The organism is Ollibium composti (genome assembly GCF_004801285.1).
Taxonomy (GTDB): domain Bacteria; phylum Pseudomonadota; class Alphaproteobacteria; order Rhizobiales; family Rhizobiaceae; genus Mesorhizobium; species Mesorhizobium composti.
On sequence record NZ_SSNY01000003.1, the window covers coordinates 123,641 to 140,967 of the forward strand.

The 17,327-nt window shown below is 64.1% G+C and carries 14 protein-coding genes and 3 tRNA genes; 14 read left to right on the top strand and 3 right to left on the bottom strand.

Going from position 1 to position 17,327, the window contains the following annotated elements; translation table 11 throughout:
- Positions 1–25: 25 nt before the first annotated feature.
- Positions 26–943: a TrmH family RNA methyltransferase gene (locus E6C48_RS06420; RefSeq protein WP_136355257.1), complete on the bottom strand. Its 918-nt coding sequence runs from the start codon at positions 941–943 to the stop codon at positions 26–28.
- Positions 944–1,077: 134 nt separating this feature from the next.
- Between E6C48_RS06420 and E6C48_RS06425 the strand changes: the two genes are divergently transcribed.
- From E6C48_RS06425 to E6C48_RS06435, 3 genes are all read left to right on the top strand, one after another.
- Positions 1,078–1,245, top strand: a complete 168-nt coding sequence (locus E6C48_RS06425) for a Thivi_2564 family membrane protein (RefSeq protein ID WP_136355259.1) — start codon at positions 1,078–1,080, stop codon at positions 1,243–1,245.
- A gap of 149 nt (positions 1,246–1,394) precedes the next feature.
- Positions 1,395–1,479, top strand: a tRNA-Tyr gene (locus E6C48_RS06430).
- 96 nt (positions 1,480–1,575) lie between these two features.
- Positions 1,576–1,649, top strand: a tRNA-Gly gene (locus tag E6C48_RS06435).
- A 13-nt stretch (positions 1,650–1,662) separates the two neighbouring features.
- Here E6C48_RS06435 and E6C48_RS06440 read toward each other — a convergent pair.
- Positions 1,663–2,052, bottom strand: coding sequence for a lysozyme inhibitor LprI family protein (locus E6C48_RS06440; protein ID WP_136355261.1), 390 nt, complete (start codon positions 2,050–2,052; stop codon positions 1,663–1,665).
- A gap of 79 nt (positions 2,053–2,131) precedes the next feature.
- A complete protein-coding gene (locus tag E6C48_RS06445; RefSeq protein ID WP_136355264.1) occupies positions 2,132–2,587 on the bottom strand; it encodes a YidB family protein in 456 nt (151 codons plus the stop codon).
- A gap of 140 nt (positions 2,588–2,727) precedes the next feature.
- Between E6C48_RS06445 and E6C48_RS06450 the strand changes: the two genes are divergently transcribed.
- From E6C48_RS06450 to rpoC, 11 genes are all read left to right on the top strand, one after another.
- A complete protein-coding gene (locus tag E6C48_RS06450; RefSeq protein WP_136355266.1) occupies positions 2,728–2,982 on the top strand; it encodes a GlsB/YeaQ/YmgE family stress response membrane protein in 255 nt (84 codons plus the stop codon).
- 210 nt (positions 2,983–3,192) lie between these two features.
- Entirely contained in the window at positions 3,193–4,368 is a 1,176-nt protein-coding gene (gene tuf / locus E6C48_RS06455) for an elongation factor Tu (RefSeq protein ID WP_136355268.1), read from the top strand.
- 155 nt (positions 4,369–4,523) lie between these two features.
- Positions 4,524–4,599, top strand: a tRNA-Trp gene (locus E6C48_RS06460).
- Positions 4,600–4,984: 385 nt separating this feature from the next.
- Positions 4,985–5,191, top strand: coding sequence for a preprotein translocase subunit SecE (gene secE / locus E6C48_RS06465; RefSeq protein ID WP_136355270.1), 207 nt, complete (start codon positions 4,985–4,987; stop codon positions 5,189–5,191).
- A gap of 28 nt (positions 5,192–5,219) precedes the next feature.
- A complete protein-coding gene (gene nusG, locus E6C48_RS06470; RefSeq protein ID WP_136355272.1) occupies positions 5,220–5,759 on the top strand; it encodes a transcription termination/antitermination protein NusG in 540 nt (179 codons plus the stop codon).
- Positions 5,760–5,926: 167 nt separating this feature from the next.
- Positions 5,927–6,355: a 50S ribosomal protein L11 gene (gene rplK / locus E6C48_RS06475; RefSeq protein ID WP_136355274.1), complete on the top strand. Its 429-nt coding sequence runs from the start codon at positions 5,927–5,929 to the stop codon at positions 6,353–6,355.
- Between the two features lie 5 nt (positions 6,356–6,360).
- Positions 6,361–7,059 carry a 50S ribosomal protein L1 gene (gene rplA, locus E6C48_RS06480; protein WP_136355276.1) on the top strand — a complete coding sequence of 233 codons (699 nt, stop codon included), beginning with the start codon at positions 6,361–6,363 and terminating at the stop codon, positions 7,057–7,059.
- A 386-nt stretch (positions 7,060–7,445) separates the two neighbouring features.
- Complete coding sequence (gene rplJ / locus E6C48_RS06485; protein WP_136355278.1) at positions 7,446–7,964, top strand: 50S ribosomal protein L10; 519 nt, start codon at positions 7,446–7,448, stop codon at positions 7,962–7,964.
- A gap of 52 nt (positions 7,965–8,016) precedes the next feature.
- Positions 8,017–8,394, top strand: a complete 378-nt coding sequence (rplL, locus tag E6C48_RS06490; protein WP_136355280.1) for a 50S ribosomal protein L7/L12 — start codon at positions 8,017–8,019, stop codon at positions 8,392–8,394.
- Between the two features lie 338 nt (positions 8,395–8,732).
- Positions 8,733–12,869, top strand: a complete 4,137-nt coding sequence (gene rpoB / locus E6C48_RS06495) for a DNA-directed RNA polymerase subunit beta (RefSeq protein WP_136355282.1) — start codon at positions 8,733–8,735, stop codon at positions 12,867–12,869.
- Positions 12,870–12,995: 126 nt separating this feature from the next.
- Positions 12,996–17,192 (top strand): DNA-directed RNA polymerase subunit beta', encoded by a 4,197-nt coding sequence (rpoC, locus tag E6C48_RS06500; protein ID WP_136355284.1) that lies wholly within the window; start codon positions 12,996–12,998, stop codon positions 17,190–17,192.
- Positions 17,193–17,327 lie beyond the last annotated feature (135 nt).

Here is a 17,327-nt window from a genome sequence, read left to right on the forward strand (position 1 = left end):
GCCATTCGGCGCCCGACATACTGCCTTACTGCCCTAACGCCTTATTGCCTTCCAGAAACTTCCCCGCCGCATAAAGCGCCACCGCCGCCGCATTGCTGACGTTCAGCGAGCGGATCGCGCCCGGCATCTCCAGCCGGGCGAGCGCCGTCACCGTCTCGCGCGTTTTCTGGCGCAGGCCTTTGCCCTCGGCCCCCAGCACCAGCGCGATTTTTTTGCCCGCAAACGTCTTTTCCAGTTCGTTCGGCCCGTCCGAATCGAGGCCGATGGTCTGGAAGCCGGCATCGTGCAGCGCGCCCAGCGCTTCGGCCAGGTTGCGCACCTCGATATGGTCGATGTGCTCCAGCGCGCCCGAGGCCGATTTCGCCAGCACGCCGCTCTCGGTCGGGCTGTGGCGGGCGGTGGTGATGAGCGCCCCTGCACCGAAGGCGACCGCCGAGCGCAGGATGGCGCCGACATTGTGCGGGTCGGTCACCTGGTCGAGCACCAGCACGAGATTCGTGTCGCCGAGCGCGTCGAGCCGCTTCGGCCTCAAAGGTTCCGCCTCGATCAGCACGCCCTGATGGACGGCGTCCGAGCCGGTGATCCTGTCGATGTCGCGCGGTTCGGTAAATTCGGCTGCGAAGGGCAGGGCAGAAAGATCGGAAATCCCCAGCCGTTCGGCGGCGTTGCGTGTCACCAGCATGTTGCGGATTTTCCGCGCCGGATTGTCGAGCGCGGCACGCACCGTGTGCAGGCCGTAGAGCCGCACCAGCCCGTCGCCGGGTCCTTCGCCGGCGGCCATCTTCGCCTTCGGCCGGAACGCGGGCTTGCCGCCGGCCTTCTGGTCGCCCCCCTTGCGGTCGCGATGCGCCCGCCGCAGCTTGGCGTAATGGGAATCCTTGGGCGTTCCCGCCGGATTCTCGTCCGGCCTGCTTCCGCCGCGCTTGTCTTTTCGATCGACCATGCCGGCTCTATAGCTGCCGCGGGAACGTTTGCCTATGTCCTCCGTTTTTGTTCGCCCAGGGGAATCCATCTTTGGGAGCCGGCCTCGGGATAGGGCCGGCATTGGCCTGGACTTGAAATTGCAAGGAGGACGGCATGGGTGCTTCGGTTCTGGTTGGCATTCTCATCACATTTCTGGTCATCGTTCTGGTGCTTTATCTCGTCCAGCGCCTGCCGCTCGACGCCCGCATGCGGCAGATCGTGCAGATCATCGTCATCATCATCGGCATCGTTTCGCTGCTGAAATACCTGGCCGTCTTCTAGAAGACGCCGCGGATCGGGAAAAAGCCGGGCAGCGTGGTTGACACCGAATTGCCCAGTCGCCATAAGGCGCTGCGCCTGCTCCGAGACGGAAGACGTTTTCCGGCTTGGTGAAGCGCAGATGCCTCGTTGCATGGCTCCGTCGGCAGTACGGAGGGGTGTCCGAGTGGTTAAAGGAGACGGACTGTAAATCCGTTCGCTATGCGTACGCTGGTTCGAATCCAGCCCCCTCCACCACTGCCCGATGAGCCAGCCCGATGGGCAGCAGCGATGATGCAGCAAGGCCGCAAAGGCGCTATCGCTTTTGGCCCGGCCGTGCCACAACAGTGCGGCGCGGGTGTAGCTCAATGGTAGAGCAGCAGCCTTCCAAGCTGAATACGAGGGTTCGATTCCCTTCACCCGCTCCAGTTTTCCGGTCTTTCAGTTGCCTCGGACGCGCTTTTCCAGTTCGAGCGTCCGGCTGCTGAGGTCGTCGAGCTCGAAGGCCTGCGAATCGAGAAAGGCGACCGATCCGTTGTTCGGGTCGGCTGCCAACCGTTCCGTTTCCCTCAGATGATGCTTGAGCCAGTTCCGCTGTTGCCGTTGCAGTTTCGCCCCGGCGGCTCCCTTTTGCCGCTTCAGCAAAGTCTGGTAGGCGCTGTTCAGCCTGCGGTCCCACTTGCCGATTTCGGCGTGACCGCAGTCGAGCATCTTGCTCGAAACGCCTTGCGCCTGCCCCATGCAGGTATCGAATTCGGGGCTGTTCTGCGCCTGCGCGGGAATCGCGATTGCCGCAGACAGCGCCGCGGCCAGGAAGAAAGTTCTGGGCATCCTGCCGCCTCCGCGTGGGGACAAGGCGAAATGCCCGCACGGCTTGCGCCGTGCGGGCCTTCGCGATCGTGCCGACGGCTCAGTCGTTGAAGGCCGACGCCACCTGACGATGAGACGGCACCTGGCCGCCCGGCGTCAGTTTGTCGACCACGCCGGGCAGGGCGGTGGAGAGTTGCTTCAGCAGTTCCTGTTCGTCCATGCCGGTGCGCTGGGCGATCTCGCGGATGACGGCCGGGCCGAGCGCGCGGCCGAGGTCGTTGGCGTCGATGGGCTGGTTCTGGCCGGTTCCCACCCATGAATCGGCGGTGGTGCCGTGGCCGGCCTCCTTCAGCCGGTCGAGCAGGCCGCCGAGTCCGCCGAGCAGGCCGCCGTCGGCGGACGCGCCGCCCGTCGGCGCGGGTGCGGCTTGCGGTTCGGCCGGCGCCGGTTCCGTGCTCTTGCCGGACAGCATCTTGCCGACCAGCAGCGCGCCGAGCGCGATGAGCAGCGGCTTGGTGACGTTACCGCCGGGCACGGCGTTGTCGAACAATCCCATGGCAGACCTCCACTTGGATCAGAAATGCCCTTGCCCGCCGGCAACAATTGGCCTGTCGCGCGCGGATTTCAAGTGCGGCTTGAGCTTGGCCGGTTCCTGTGAAAATGATTGCCGTGTCGGGGGCGATGGAGGAGACGTGCATGTCTATCATCAGCTGGATCATTCTCGGCGTCATCGCCGGCTTCCTTGGCAGCAAGATCGTCAACAAGAGCGGCCAGGGCATCATCATGGATATCGTGCTCGGCATTGTCGGCGCCATCGTCGGCGGCCTGATCTTCAGCGCCTTCGGCGCCTCGGGCGTCACCGGCCTCAACATCTACAGCCTGATCGTGGCGGTGATCGGCGCCATCGTCGTCCTGTGGGCCTACCATGCCCTCGCCGGGCGGCGTGCCTGACGGCCCGGCCGCCCTTGCGGGACCGCCGTAAAGTCCTACATGAGCGGCAATCCACCCCACTGACGTCGAGCCGCATTCGGGATCGGGTCCGGGCCTTGCGATGAAGGTTCGGCCACAAGACACTTGTGTTTTGGGGCCGTAGTCGCTAATCGCCCCGCATCCGATCGAAAAGGTCACGCCGTCACAGGGAAAGCCTCAAGGAAAGAGACTATGGCAAAAGGTAAATTCGAGCGTAATAAGCCTCATGTGAACATTGGCACGATTGGTCACGTTGACCATGGCAAGACGTCGTTGACGGCGGCGATCACGAAGTATTTCGGCGACTACAAGCCGTACGACCAGATTGACGCGGCGCCGGAAGAGAAGGCGCGCGGCATCACGATCTCGACGGCGCACGTCGAATACGAGACGCCGGCTCGCCACTATGCGCACGTCGACTGCCCCGGCCACGCCGACTACGTGAAGAACATGATCACGGGTGCGGCGCAGATGGACGGCGCGATCCTGGTCGTTTCGGCCGCCGACGGCCCGATGCCGCAGACGCGCGAGCACATCCTGCTCGCCCGCCAGGTCGGCGTTCCGGCGATCGTCGTGTTCATGAACAAGGTCGACCTTGTCGACGACCCGGAGCTGCTGGAGCTGGTCGAGCTGGAGGTTCGCGAGCTTCTGTCGAAGTACGAGTTCCCCGGCGACGACATTCCGATCGTCAAGGGCTCGGCGGTTGCCGCCCTTGAGGACAGCAACAAGGAGATCGGCGAGAACGCCATCCGCAAGCTGATGGAAGAGGTCGACGCCTACATCCCGACGCCTGAGCGTCCGGTCGACAAGCCGTTCCTGATGCCGATCGAGGACGTGTTCTCGATCTCGGGCCGCGGCACGGTGGTGACGGGCCGCGTCGAGCGCGGTGTGGTCAAGGTCGGCGAGGAGCTTGAGATCGTCGGCATCCGCCCGACCTCGAAGACGACCTGCACGGGCGTTGAGATGTTCCGCAAGCTGCTCGACCAGGGCCAGGCGGGTGACAACATCGGCGCGCTGCTGCGCGGCGTCGACCGTGACGGCGTCGAGCGCGGCCAGGTTCTGGCCAAGCCGGGCACCGTGAAGCCGCACAAGAAGTTCAAGGCGGAAGTGTACATCCTGACGAAGGAGGAGGGTGGCCGTCACACGCCGTTCTTCACCAACTACCGTCCGCAGTTCTACTTCCGCACGACGGACGTGACGGGCATCGTGACGCTGCCGGCGGGCACCGAGATGGTGATGCCCGGCGACAACGTGTCGGTGGACGTCGAGCTGATCGTGCCGATCGCCATGGAAGACCGCCTGCGCTTCGCCATCCGCGAGGGCGGCCGTACCGTCGGCTCCGGCATCGTCGCCGCCATCGTCGAGTAAGCTCGACGTTCGAAACAGGAAAATGGCGGCCCCGCGCCGCCATTTTCGTCCGCCAGGCAACGGAAGTCACTTGAAGCTTTCGCGCCAAGCGATTAGGAACGGCGCCATCGGGCGCATTGCGGAGCGACTTGCTGCCGCAGCGCACCGAGCGGCCTAGGGGTATAGCTCAGTTGGTAGAGCGGCGGTCTCCAAAACCGCAGGTCGCGGGTTCGAGCCCTGCTGCCCCTGCCATTTCCTTCCGACGCAGCCCTTTTTGCTTCGGACTTGCCCGTCGGAGCCTTGCCGAGGCCTTGAATGCGGCGAAAAGCTTGCCATATGAGGCCTTCTCAGGCATAACGGCACCATAGCCGGGACGGAACGACTGGATGGTTCCGATGCGGCGTTTGGTCATAAAACGGATTGTTCCCACTTGCGTGGAGTGAGAATCGGTTTTATGGAAGCATGACAGACACGCGACGCGTGGAGCTGGGAAACCGGCTTTACGCGTCTGATTTGCATGGACGGAAGGACCGCGCCGATTCGGCGGCACCGGAAGTCCGGCGGCACATCCCGGCCGGTGGCTTTATCGGCTGGATCATCCAGGAGACCCGGTCCAACGGGTCTTGAAAGAGCAGGCATGGCGTCGAAGACATACAATCCTTTCGTCTTCCTCCAGCAGGTGAGGGCGGAAACCGCGAAGGTGACCTGGCCGTCGCGGCGCGAGACGCTGATCTCGACCGTCATGGTGCTCATCTTCTCGTTCCTGGCCATGGCTTTCTTCTTCAGCGCGGATTTCATCATGGGCTTCGCGGTGGAGAAGATCCTCGGGCTCGGTGCCATTTAGTAAGATTGCCACTACGGGGAATTTGTTGATGACTGCGCGGTGGTACATCGTCCATGCCTACTCGAACTTCGAGAAGAAGGTCGCCGAGGACATCGAGAACAAGGCCAAGCAGAAAGGCCTGAGCGACAGGATCGAGCAGATCGTCGTGCCGACCGAGAAGGTCGTCGAGGTGCGGCGCGGCAAGAAGGTCGATGCCGAGCGCAAGTTCTTCCCCGGCTACGTGCTGATGAAGGCGAACCTGAACGACGCGGTGATTTCGCTGGTGAAGAACACGCCGCGCGTCACCGGCTTCCTGGGCGAGGACAAGCATACGGCCAAGCCGATGTACATCACCGAGAAGGAGGCCGAGCGCATCCTTCATCAGGTGCAGGAAGGTGTCGAGCGGCCCAAGCCGTCGGTCACCTTCGAGATCGGCGAACAGGTGCGCGTCTCCGACGGACCGTTCGCTTCCTTCAACGGCTTCGTTCAGGAAGTCGACGAGGAGCGCGCCCGCCTCAAGGTGGAAGTTTCGATCTTCGGGCGCGCCGTGCCCGTTGATCTCGAATTCGGACAGGTCGAGAAGGGCTGATCCGGATCGCCGCCGGGCTTCGGCCGGGCGGACGCGGTGGCGCAAGCCGCCGTATCGAAGGTGGGAGGCGAGACCGGCTTTAGCCGGCCTGTCGGACCAGACCACCGCACTGCAACCGCCGGCGTCGTCCCCAGGACGGACCGGCAAGAACAAAGGCAGGAAAGAGTATGGCTAAGAAAGTAGCGGGCCAGCTCAAGCTGCAGGTAGCCGCCGGCTCCGCGACCCCGTCGCCGCCGATCGGCCCCGCACTTGGTCAGCGCGGCATCAACATCATGGAATTCTGCAAGGCGTTCAACGCTGCCTCGCAGGAGATGGAGAAGGGTTCGCCCATCCCCGTCGTCATCACCTATTATCAGGACAAGTCCTTCACCTTCGTCATGAAGACGCCGCCGGTGACCTACTTCCTGAAGAAGGCGGCCAACCTGAAGTCGGGCTCGAAGGAGCCGGGCAAGGCCAAGGCCGGCACCATCGGCCGCGACAAGGTGCGCGAGATCGCCGAGAAGAAGATGAAGGACCTCAACGCCAACGACGTCGAGGCGGCCATGCGCATGGTCGAGGGCTCCGCCCGTTCGATGGGTCTGGAAGTGGTGGGCTGACGATCATGGCGAAGATTGCAAAACGTGTAGTCAAGTCCCGCGAGGGCATCGACGCGAACAAGGCTTACGGCCTCGGCGAGGCGCTGCAGCTTCTGAAGGACCGCTCGAAGGTCAAGTTCGACGAGACGGTCGAGGTCGCGATGAACCTCGGCGTCGATCCGCGTCACGCCGACCAGATGGTCCGCGGCGTCGTCAACCTGCCGAACGGCACCGGCCGTACTGTCCGCGTCGCGGTTTTCGCGCGCGGCGACAAGGCTGAGGAAGCCAAGGCCGCCGGCGCCGATATCGTCGGCGCCGAGGAACTGGTGCAGACCGTCCAGGGCGGCACCATCGAGTTCGACCGCTGCATCGCCACGCCCGACATGATGGGCCTGGTCGGTCGCCTCGGCAAGGTTCTCGGCCCGCGCGGCCTGATGCCGAACCCGCGCGTCGGCACCGTCACCGCCGACGTCGCCGCCGCCGTCAAGGCGTCGAAGGGCGGCGCGGTGGAGTTCCGCGTCGAGAAGGCCGGTATCGTGCATGCCGGCGTCGGCAAGGTCTCCTTCGACCTCAAGGCGCTGGAAGAGAACGTGCGCGCCTTCGCCGATGCGGTGAACAAGGCGAAGCCCGCCGGCGCCAAGGGCAACTATGTGAAGAAGGTGTCCGTCACCTCGACCATGGGCCCGGGCCTGAAGATCGATCCGGCGACGCTCGTCGCGTCCTGATCGCGAGTTTTCGGGATCGGCCGCCAGACGGCCGGTTCCGCTGAAGAATTCCGGTCCCCTGCGTATCGGGGGCCGGATGCCCGAGGCCGAAAGGCCGACGGCACGTCCTGTCCGAGATTGCGGGCGGCCAGGGGCTTCGGCTCACGGCCTTAATCGAATGGCCTGCATGAGACGGGTGAAGACCCGACAAGGAAGCTCCGGCTTCTTTTGAAAGGTTCGAACCGTGTTTGCCTTTTGGCGCGGCTCCGGGGAACCGGGACCGACGGAAAGGGGGCAGGATCCTCTGAACCGCCGTTCGAGCGATCCGTGAATGGAAAGCTCGCCCGGCAAAAGGCAATCGACGCCTGTTTCCGCGAATGGGGGCAGGGGTCAACTGGAGATAGGCAGTGGACAGAGCGGAAAAACGCGAACTCGTCACGGGCCTGAACGACGCCTTCAAGGGCGCCGGTTCAGTGGTCGTGGCCCACTATGCCGGTATCACCGTCGCGCAGATGAACGATCTTCGTACGAAGATGCGTCAGGCCGGCGGCACCGTCAAAGTCGCGAAGAACCGCCTCGCCAAGATCGCTCTTCAGGGCACGGACTCCGCATCGATCATCGATCTGTTCAAGGGACAGACGCTGATCGCTTATTCGGAGGATCCGATTGCAGCGCCGAAGGTCGCATCCGATTTCGCCAAGGGCAATGACAAGCTTGTCATTCTCGGCGGCGCGATGGGTCAGACCTCGCTCGACGCCGACGGAGTGAAGGCTCTCGCCACGCTTCCGTCGCTCGACGAGTTGCGCGGCAAGCTGGTCGGCCTGCTGGTCGCTCCGGCGACCCGGATCGCCCAGATCGTCAATGCGCCGGCCGGCTCGGTCGCTCGCGTCATTGGCGCTTATGCCCGGAAGGACGAGGCGGCGTGAGGCCGTTCCTCAGCAACAACAACACGTTCGAACTGATTGAAGGAAAACGCAAATGACTGATCTCGCAAAGATCGTTGACACGCTTTCGAGCCTGACCGTCCTCGAGGCGGCCGAACTCTCGAAGCTCCTCGAAGAGAAGTGGGGCGTCTCCGCCGCCGCTCCGGTGGCGGTTGCCGCTGCTGGCGGTGGTGCTGCTGCCGCCGCTCCTGCCGAGGAGAAGACCGAATTCGACGTCGTTCTCACCGCCGCTGGCGACAAGAAGATCGAGGTCATCAAGGAAGTCCGCGCTATCACCGGCCTGGGCCTCAAGGAAGCCAAGGACCTGGTCGAGGGCGCTCCGAAGCCGGTCAAGGAAGGCGCCAACAAGGCTGACGCCGAGAAGATCAAGGCCCAGCTGGAAGCAGCCGGCGCCAAGGTCGAGCTGAAGTAAGTTGCGGTTCCGGCGGACGGTTTTTCCCGTCCGCCGGTCCCCGTAGCGCGGGGGAAGTGGGGAGAACCTCTTTCCCGAGGGCCGGAAAACGGCCTTCGGGAAACGGGTTTTTTCCCGTTCTGGGAACGGCCCCGAAAAGTTGCAGACTTTTCGGACAAGGTCGTTTCCGAAATCGAGAATTTGACTGCATCGGACCCGAATGGGAAACCCGGTTCCGGAAAAGTCCGATGCTGAAGTAGGAACAGGCCCGCTTGCCGAGATGCGGGCCGATGGCAGGGATCGCCGGGCAGGGCGGTCCCCCAGAGATGAAGCCAGACATGGCTGAACAAGGAGCGACGATGGCCCAGACCCAGACTTTCAATGGCCGCAGACGCGTACGCAAGTTCTTCGGAAAGATCCCGGAAGTTGCGGAGATGCCGAACCTTATCGAGGTGCAGAAGGCATCCTACGACCAGTTCCTCATGGTGGACGAGCCGAAGGGCGGCCGTGCCGACGAGGGCTTGCAGGCCGTTTTCAAGTCGGTCTTCCCGATTTCCGATTTTTCCGGTTCCTCGATGCTCGAATTCGTCAAGTACGAGTTCGAGGCGCCGAAATTCGACGTTGACGAGTGCCGTCAGCGCGACCTGACCTATGCGGCTCCGCTGAAGGTGACGCTGCGCCTCATCGTGTTCGATATCGACGAGGATACGGGCGCCAAGTCCATCAAGGACATCAAGGAGCAGGACGTCTATATGGGCGACATGCCGCTGATGACGCTGAACGGCACGTTCATCGTCAACGGCACCGAGCGCGTCATCGTTTCCCAGATGCACCGTTCTCCGGGCGTCTTCTTCGACCACGACAAGGGCAAGTCGCACTCGTCCGGCAAGCTCTTGTTTGCCGCGCGCGTCATCCCCTATCGCGGTTCGTGGCTCGACATCGAATTCGACTCCAAGGACGTCGTGCACGCCCGCATCGACCGCCGCCGCAAGATTCCGGTGACGTCGCTCCTGATGGCGCTCGGCATGGACGGCGAGGAGATCCTGTCGACCTTCTACGACAAGATCACCTACAAGCGTGCTGGCGACCACTGGCGCATTCCCTTCAACGTCGAGCGCTTCAAGGGCCTCAAGGCCGTTGGCGATCTGGTCGACGCCGACACCGGCGAGGTTGTCGTCGAGGCGGGCAAGAAGATCACCGCGCGCCAGGCCAAGCAACTGGGCGAGAAGGGCCTGAAGGCCATCAAGGCGACCGACGAGGACCTGCTCGGCAACTATCTGGCCGAGGACATCGTCAACTACGCCACCGGCGAGATCTTCCTCGAGGCCGGCGACGAGATCGACGACAAGACCCTCAAGGTCCTGCTGTCGACCGGCGAGGACGAGATCCAGATCCTCGACATCGACCACGTCAACGTCGGCGCCTACATCCGCAACACGCTGGCCGTCGACAAGAACGAGTCGCGCCAGGACGCGCTGTTCGACATCTACCGCGTCATGCGTCCGGGCGAGCCGCCGACGCTGGAGACGGCCGAAGCCATGTTCAACTCGCTGTTCTTCGACAGTGAGCGCTATGACCTGTCGGCCGTCGGCCGCGTCAAGATGAACATGCGCCTCGAGCTCGACGCCGAGGACACCGTGCGTGTGCTGCGCAAGGAGGACATCCTCGCCGTGGTCAAGACGCTGGTCGAGCTGCGCGACGGCAAGGGCGAGATCGACGATATCGACAATCTCGGCAACCGCCGCGTGCGTTCGGTCGGCGAGCTGATGGAGAACCAGTACCGCGTCGGCCTGCTGCGCATGGAGCGCGCCATCAAGGAGCGCATGTCGTCGATCGAGATCGACACCGTCATGCCGCAGGACCTGATCAACGCCAAGCCGGCGGCCGCCGCCGTGCGCGAGTTCTTCGGTTCCTCGCAACTCTCGCAGTTCATGGACCAGACCAACCCGCTGTCGGAAGTGTCGCACAAGCGCCGCCTGTCGGCTCTCGGCGCCGGCGGTCTGACCCGCGAGCGCGCCGGCTTCGAGGTGCGCGACGTGCACCCGACGCACTATGGCCGCATCTGCCCGATCGAGACGCCGGAAGGCCCGAACATCGGCCTGATCAACAATCTGGCGACCTTCGCGCGCGTCAATAAGTACGGCTTCATCGAGAGCCCGTACCGCAAGATCGTCGACGGCAAGCTGACCGACGAAGTGATCTACCTCTCCGCCATGGAAGAGGCCAAGCACTACGTCGCGCAGGCCAACGCCGACCTCGACAAGGACGGCCGCTTCGTCGACGAGTTCGTCATCTGCCGCAGCGCCGGCGAGGTGATGATGGCGCCGCGCGAGAACGTCGACCTGATGGACGTTTCGCCCAAGCAGATGGTCTCGGTCGCCGCGGCTCTCATCCCGTTCCTCGAGAACGACGACGCCAACCGCGCGCTGATGGGTTCCAACATGCAGCGTCAGGCCGTGCCGCTGGTGCGCGCCGAGGCGCCGTTCGTCGGCACCGGCATGGAGCCGATCGTTGCCCGTGACTCCGGTGCCGCCATCGGCGCCCGTCGCGGCGGCGTGGTCGACCAGGTGGACGCCACCCGTATCGTCATCCGCGCCACGGAAGACCTCGATCCCGGCAAGTCCGGCGTCGACATCTACCGGCTGATGAAGTTCCAGCGTTCGAACCAGAACACCTGCATCAACCAGCGCCCGCTGGTGAAGGTGGGCGACCGCATCGAGAAGGGCGACATCATCGCCGACGGTCCCTCGACCGATCTCGGCGATCTGGCGCTCGGCCGTAACGTGCTCGTCGCCTTCATGCCGTGGAACGGCTACAACTACGAGGACTCCATCCTTCTGTCCGAGCGCATCGTCGCCGACGACGTCTTCACCTCGATCCACATCGAGGAGTTCGAGGTCATGGCACGCGACACCAAGCTCGGCCCGGAGGAGATCACGCGCGACATTCCGAACGTCTCGGAAGAAGCGCTGAAGAACCTTGACGAGGCCGGCATCGTCTACATCGGCGCGGAAGTGCAGCCGGGCGACATCCTGGTCGGCAAGATCACGCCGAAGGGCGAAAGCCCGATGACGCCGGAGGAAAAACTCCTGCGCGCCATCTTCGGCGAGAAGGCGTCCGACGTGCGCGACACCTCCATGCGCATGCCTCCGGGCACCTTCGGCACCATCGTGGAAGTGCGCGTCTTCAATCGCCACGGCGTGGAGAAGGACGAGCGCGCCATGGCCATCGAGCGCGAGGAGATCGAGCGCCTGGCCAAGGACCGCGACGACGAGCAGGCGATCCTGGACCGCAACGTCTATGCCCGCCTGTCCGACATGCTGGCCGGCAAGGAAGCGATCGCCGGGCCGAAGGGCTTCAAGAAGGGCACTGCGCTCTCGAAGGAGCTGCTGGCCGACTATCCGCGTTCGCAGTGGTGGCAGTTCGCCGTGGAGAACGAGAAGCTCCAGAGCGAGCTGGAAGCCCTGCGCGGCCAGTACGACGACTCCAAGAAGGCGCTCGAGCAGCGCTTCATGGACAAGGTCGAGAAGGTCCAGCGCGGCGACGAAATGCCTCCGGGCGTCATGAAGATGGTCAAGGTCTTCGTCGCGGTGAAGCGCAAGATGCAGCCCGGCGACAAGATGGCCGGCCGTCACGGCAACAAGGGTGTCGTGTCGCGCATCGTTCCGGTCGAGGACATGCCGTTCCTCGAGGACGGCACGCATGCCGACATCGTGCTCAACCCGCTCGGCGTGCCTTCGCGCATGAACGTCGGCCAGATCCTGGAGACGCATCTGGGCTGGGCCTGTGCCGGTATGGGCAGGAAGATCGGCGACCTTCTCGATGCTTATAACGCGGGTGGCGACATCAAGCCGCTGCGCCAGACCATAGAGCAGGTCATTCCGGCCAACGACCGCAACGAGCCGGTGCGCGAGTATGACGACGAGTCCATCGTTCGCCTCGGCGAGCAGATGCGGCGCGGCGTTTCCATCGCCACCCCGGTGTTCGACGGCGCGCATGAAGCCAACATCAACGAGATGCTGGAACAGGCGGGCCTGCATTCGTCCGGCCAGTCGCAGCTTTATGACGGCCGCACCGGCGAGCCGTTCGACCGCAAGGTGACGATGGGCTACATCTACATGCTCAAGCTTCACCACCTCGTGGACGACAAGATCCACGCGCGTTCGATCGGCCCGTACTCGCTCGTCACCCAGCAGCCGCTGGGCGGCAAGGCGCAGTTCGGCGGCCAGCGCTTCGGCGAGATGGAGGTCTGGGCGCTGGAAGCCTACGGCGCCGCCTACACGCTGCAGGAGATGCTGACGGTGAAGTCGGACGACGTCGCCGGCCGCACCAAGGTCTACGAGGCGATCGTGCGCGGCGACGACACGTTCGAGGCGGGCATTCCCGAGAGCTTCAACGTTCTCGTCAAGGAAATGCGCTCGCTCGGCCTCAACGTCGAGTTGGAGAACACCAAGGTCGACGAGGCTCCGGTGCATCTGCCCGACGCTGCCGAGTAAAAGGCGTTGCGCCGCGGGAACTCATTTCCGCGGCGCGCCAAGATTTCCGGCTTCGGCCGGCCCTCGCGGACCGCTGTCCGCAGATGAAATGGAATGGGGTATCGAGGCCCCGATAAGGAGAATGGCATGAACCAAGAGGTCATGAATCTCTTCAACCCGCAGGCGCCTGCGCAGGTGTTCGATTCGATCCGCATCTCGCTGGCGTCGCCGGAAAAGATCCTGTCCTGGTCGTTCGGCGAGATCAAGAAGCCGGAGACCATCAATTACCGCACGTTCAAGCCCGAGCGTGACGGCCTGTTCTGTGCGCGCATCTTCGGCCCGATCAAGGACTACGAGTGCCTGTGCGGCAAGTACAAGCGCATGAAGTACAAGGGCGTCATCTGCGAGAAGTGCGGCGTCGAGGTCACGCTGTCGCGTGTGCGCCGCGAGCGCATGGGCCACATCGAGCTCGCCGCTCCGGTCGCCCACATCTGGTTCCTGAAGTCGCTGCCGAGCCGCATCGGCACGCTGCTCGACATGACCCTGAAGGACATCGAGCGCGTCCTCTACTTCGAGAACTACATCGTCACCGAGCCCGGCCTCACCGACCTGAAGCTGCACCAGCTTCTGTCGGAGGAGGAGTACATGCTGGCCGTCGACCAGTACGGCGAGGATTCGTTCACCGCCATGATCGGCGCCGAGGCCATCCATGACCTGCTGGCAGGCATGGACCTGGAGAACATCGCCGGCGAACTGCGCACCGAACTCGCTTCCACCACGTCGGAGCTGAAGCAGAAGAAGTATCTCAAGCGCCTCAAGGTGGTCGAGAACTTCATGGAGTCCGGCAACCGTCCGGAATGGATGATCATGAAGGTCGTCCCGGTCATCCCGCCGGACCTTCGCCCGCTGGTTCCGCTGGACGGCGGCCGCTTCGCGACCTCCGACCTGAACGACCTCTATCGTCGCGTCATCAACCGCAACAACCGCCTGAAGCGCCTGATCGAGCTTCGCGCGCCCGGCATCATCGTGCGCAACGAGAAGCGCATGCTGCAGGAGGCGGTCGACGCCCTGTTCGACAACGGCCGCCGCGGCCGCGTCATCACCGGCGCGAACAAGCGCCCGCTGAAGTCGCTGTCCGACATGCTGAAGGGCAAGCAGGGCCGGTTCCGTCAGAACCTGCTCGGCAAGCGCGTCGACTATTCCGGCCGTTCGGTCATCGTCACCGGCCCGGAGCTGAAGCTGCACCAGTGCGGCCTGCCGAAGAAGATGGCGCTGGAGCTGTTCAAGCCCTTCATCTACGCCCGCCTCGACGCCAAGGGTTACTCCTCGACCGTCAAGCAGGCGAAGAAGCTGGTCGAGAAGGAGCGTCCGGAGGTCTGGGATATTCTCGACGAGGTCATCCGCGAGCACCCGGTTCTCCTAAACCGCGCGCCGACGCTGCACCGCCTCGGCATCCAGGCGTTCGAGCCGACCCTGATCGAGGGCAAGGCGATCCAGCTTCACCCACTGGTCTGCACCGCCTTCAACGCCGACTTCGACGGCGACCAGATGGCGGTGCACGTGCCGCTGTCGCTGGAAGCGCAGCTCGAAGCCCGCGTCTTGATGATGTCGACCAACAACATCCTGCACCCGGCCTCCGGCGCGCCGATCATCGTGCCGTCGCAGGACATGGTGCTGGGTCTGTACTACCTGTCGATCGTCAACCAGAACGAGCCGGGCGAGGGCATGGCCTTCGCCGACATGGGCGAGCTCCAGCATGCGCTTGAGACCGGCGCCGTGACCCTGCACGCCAAGATCAAGGGCCGCTACAAGGGCGTAGACAAGGACGGCAACGAAGTGTCGAAGATCTACGACACCACGCCCGGCCGCCTGATCATCAGCGAGCTGCTGCCGAAGAACGTCAACGTGCCGTTCGAGACCGCCAACCAGGAGATGACCAAGAAGAACATCTCCAAGATGATCGACACCGTCTACCGCCACTGCGGCCAGAAGGAGACGGTCATCTTCTGCGATCGCATCATGGCTCTCGGCTTCGCCCATGCCTGCCGCGCCGGCATTTCGTTCGGCAAGGACGACATGGTCATTCCGGACACCAAAGCCAAGCTGGTCGCCGACACCGAGGCCTTGGCCAAGGAATACGAGCAGCAGTACAACGACGGCCTGATCACCCAGGGCGAGAAGTACAACAAGGTCGTCGACGCCTGGGCCAAGTGCTCGGAGAAGGTCGCCGACGAGATGATGGGCCGCATCAAGGCGGTCGAGTTCGACAAGGACGGCCGCCAGAAGCCGATGAACTCGATCTACATGATGTCGCACTCCGGCGCGCGTGGCTCGCCGACCCAAATGCGCCAGCTTGCCGGCATGCGCGGCCTGATGGCGAAGCCTAGCGGCGAGATCATCGAGACGCCGATCATCTCCAACTTCAAGGAAGGCCTCACCGTTCTGGAGTACTTCAACTCCACCCACGGCGCCCGCAAGGGCCTGGCCGACACCGCCTTGAAGACGGCGAACTCGGGCTACCTGACGCGTCGTCTGGTCGACGTGGCGCAGGACTGCATCGTCAACTCGGTCGACTGCGGCACCGACAAGGGCCTGACCATGCAGCCGATCGTCGACGCCGGTCAGATCGTCGCTTCGGTCGGCCAGCGCGTCCTCGGCCGTACCGCGCTCGACGACATCAACCATCCGGTTTCCGGCGACCTGCTGGTCAAGGCCGGCAAGCTGATGGACGAGCGCGACGTGGAGCTGATCGAGAAGGCGGGCATCCAGTCCGTCCGCATCCGCTCGGCGCTCACCTGCGAAGTCAGGGTCGGCGTCTGCGCGGTTTGCTACGGACGCGATCTCGCCCGCGGCACGCCCGTCAACCAGGGCGAGGCCGTCGGCGTCATCGCGGCGCAGTCGATCGGCGAGCCGGGCACCCAGCTCACCATGCGTACCTTCCACATGGGCGGTACCGCGCAGGTGGTGGACTCGTCCTTCCTCGAAGCCTCGTACGAGGGCACGGTGCAGATCCGCAACCGCAACGTCGTGCGCAACTCCGAAGGCCATCTCGTGGTGATGGGCCGCAACATGGCGGTGCTGATCCTCGACGAGACGGGCAAGGAGCGCGCCACGCACCGCGTCACCTACGGTTCGCGCATCTTCGTGGACGACGGCGACAAGGTGAAGCGCGGCCAGCGCATCGCCGAGTGGGACCCCTACACCCGCCCGGTGCTGACCGAGATCGAGGGCCGCGTGGCGTTCGAGGATCTGGTCGACGGCATCTCCGTGCAGGAGACGGCCGACGAATCGACCGGCATCACCAAGCGCGAGGTCATCGACTGGCGTTCGACCCCGCGCGGTTCGGACCTCAAGCCGGCGATCGTCGTGCAGGACGCCAAGGGCAAGGTCGGCAAGCTGTCGAAGGGCGGCGACGCCCGCTTCCTGCTCTCGGTCGAGGCCATCCTTTCGGTCGAGCCGGGCGCCCATGTGAAGCCGGGCGACGTGCTGGCGCGTATCCCGATGGAAAGCGCCAAGACCAAGGACATCACCGGCGGTCTGCCGCGCGTTGCGGAACTGTTCGAGGCTCGCCGTCCGAAGGACCACGCCATCATCGCCGAGATCGATGGCACGATCCGCTTCGGCCGCGACTACAAGAACAAGCGCCGCATCATCATCGAGCCGCACGACTCGACGCTGGAGCCGGTCGAATACCTGATCCCGAAGGGCAAGCCGTTCCATCTCCAGGACGGCGACGTCATCGAGAAGGGCGACTACATCCTCGACGGCAATCCGGCGCCGCACGACATCCTGGCGATCAAGGGCGTGGAAGCTCTGGCTTCCTACCTCGTCAACGAGATCCAGGAGGTCTACCGGTTGCAGGGCGTGTCGATCAACGACAAGCACATCGAAGTGATCGTGCGCCAGATGCTGCAGAAGGTGGAGATCACCGAGCAGGGCGACTCGACCTACATTCCGGGCGACCATGTCGACGTGATCGAGCTGGACGAGATCAACGAACGGCTGATCGAGGAGGGCAAGCAGCCCGCCGCCGGCCAGCCGGTCTTGCTCGGCATCACCAAGGCCTCGCTGCAGACGCCGTCCTTCATCTCGGCCGCCTCCTTCCAGGAGACGACCCGCGTGCTGACGGAAGCGGCGGTTGCCGGCAAGACCGACATGCTGCAGGGCCTGAAGGAAAACGTCATCGTCGGCCGCCTGATCCCGGCCGGCACCGGCGGGCAGATGAGCGCGATCCGGCGCATCGCCACGCATCGCGACGAGCTCATCCTCGACGAGCGCCGCAAGGCGTCCGGCGTGGAAGTGGCCGAGCCGATGCTGGCCGACATGACCAGCGCCGCCGAATAAGGTCCTTGCATGGACCTTGGCAAAAAGGGGCCTCCGGGCCCCTTTTTCTTTGGCATTCACTTGGCAAGAAACGGAATGCGCCTGCATGCGGAGCGCCCTAGTTCTATGTCGCGGACGAATTGGCCGCCGGCACAG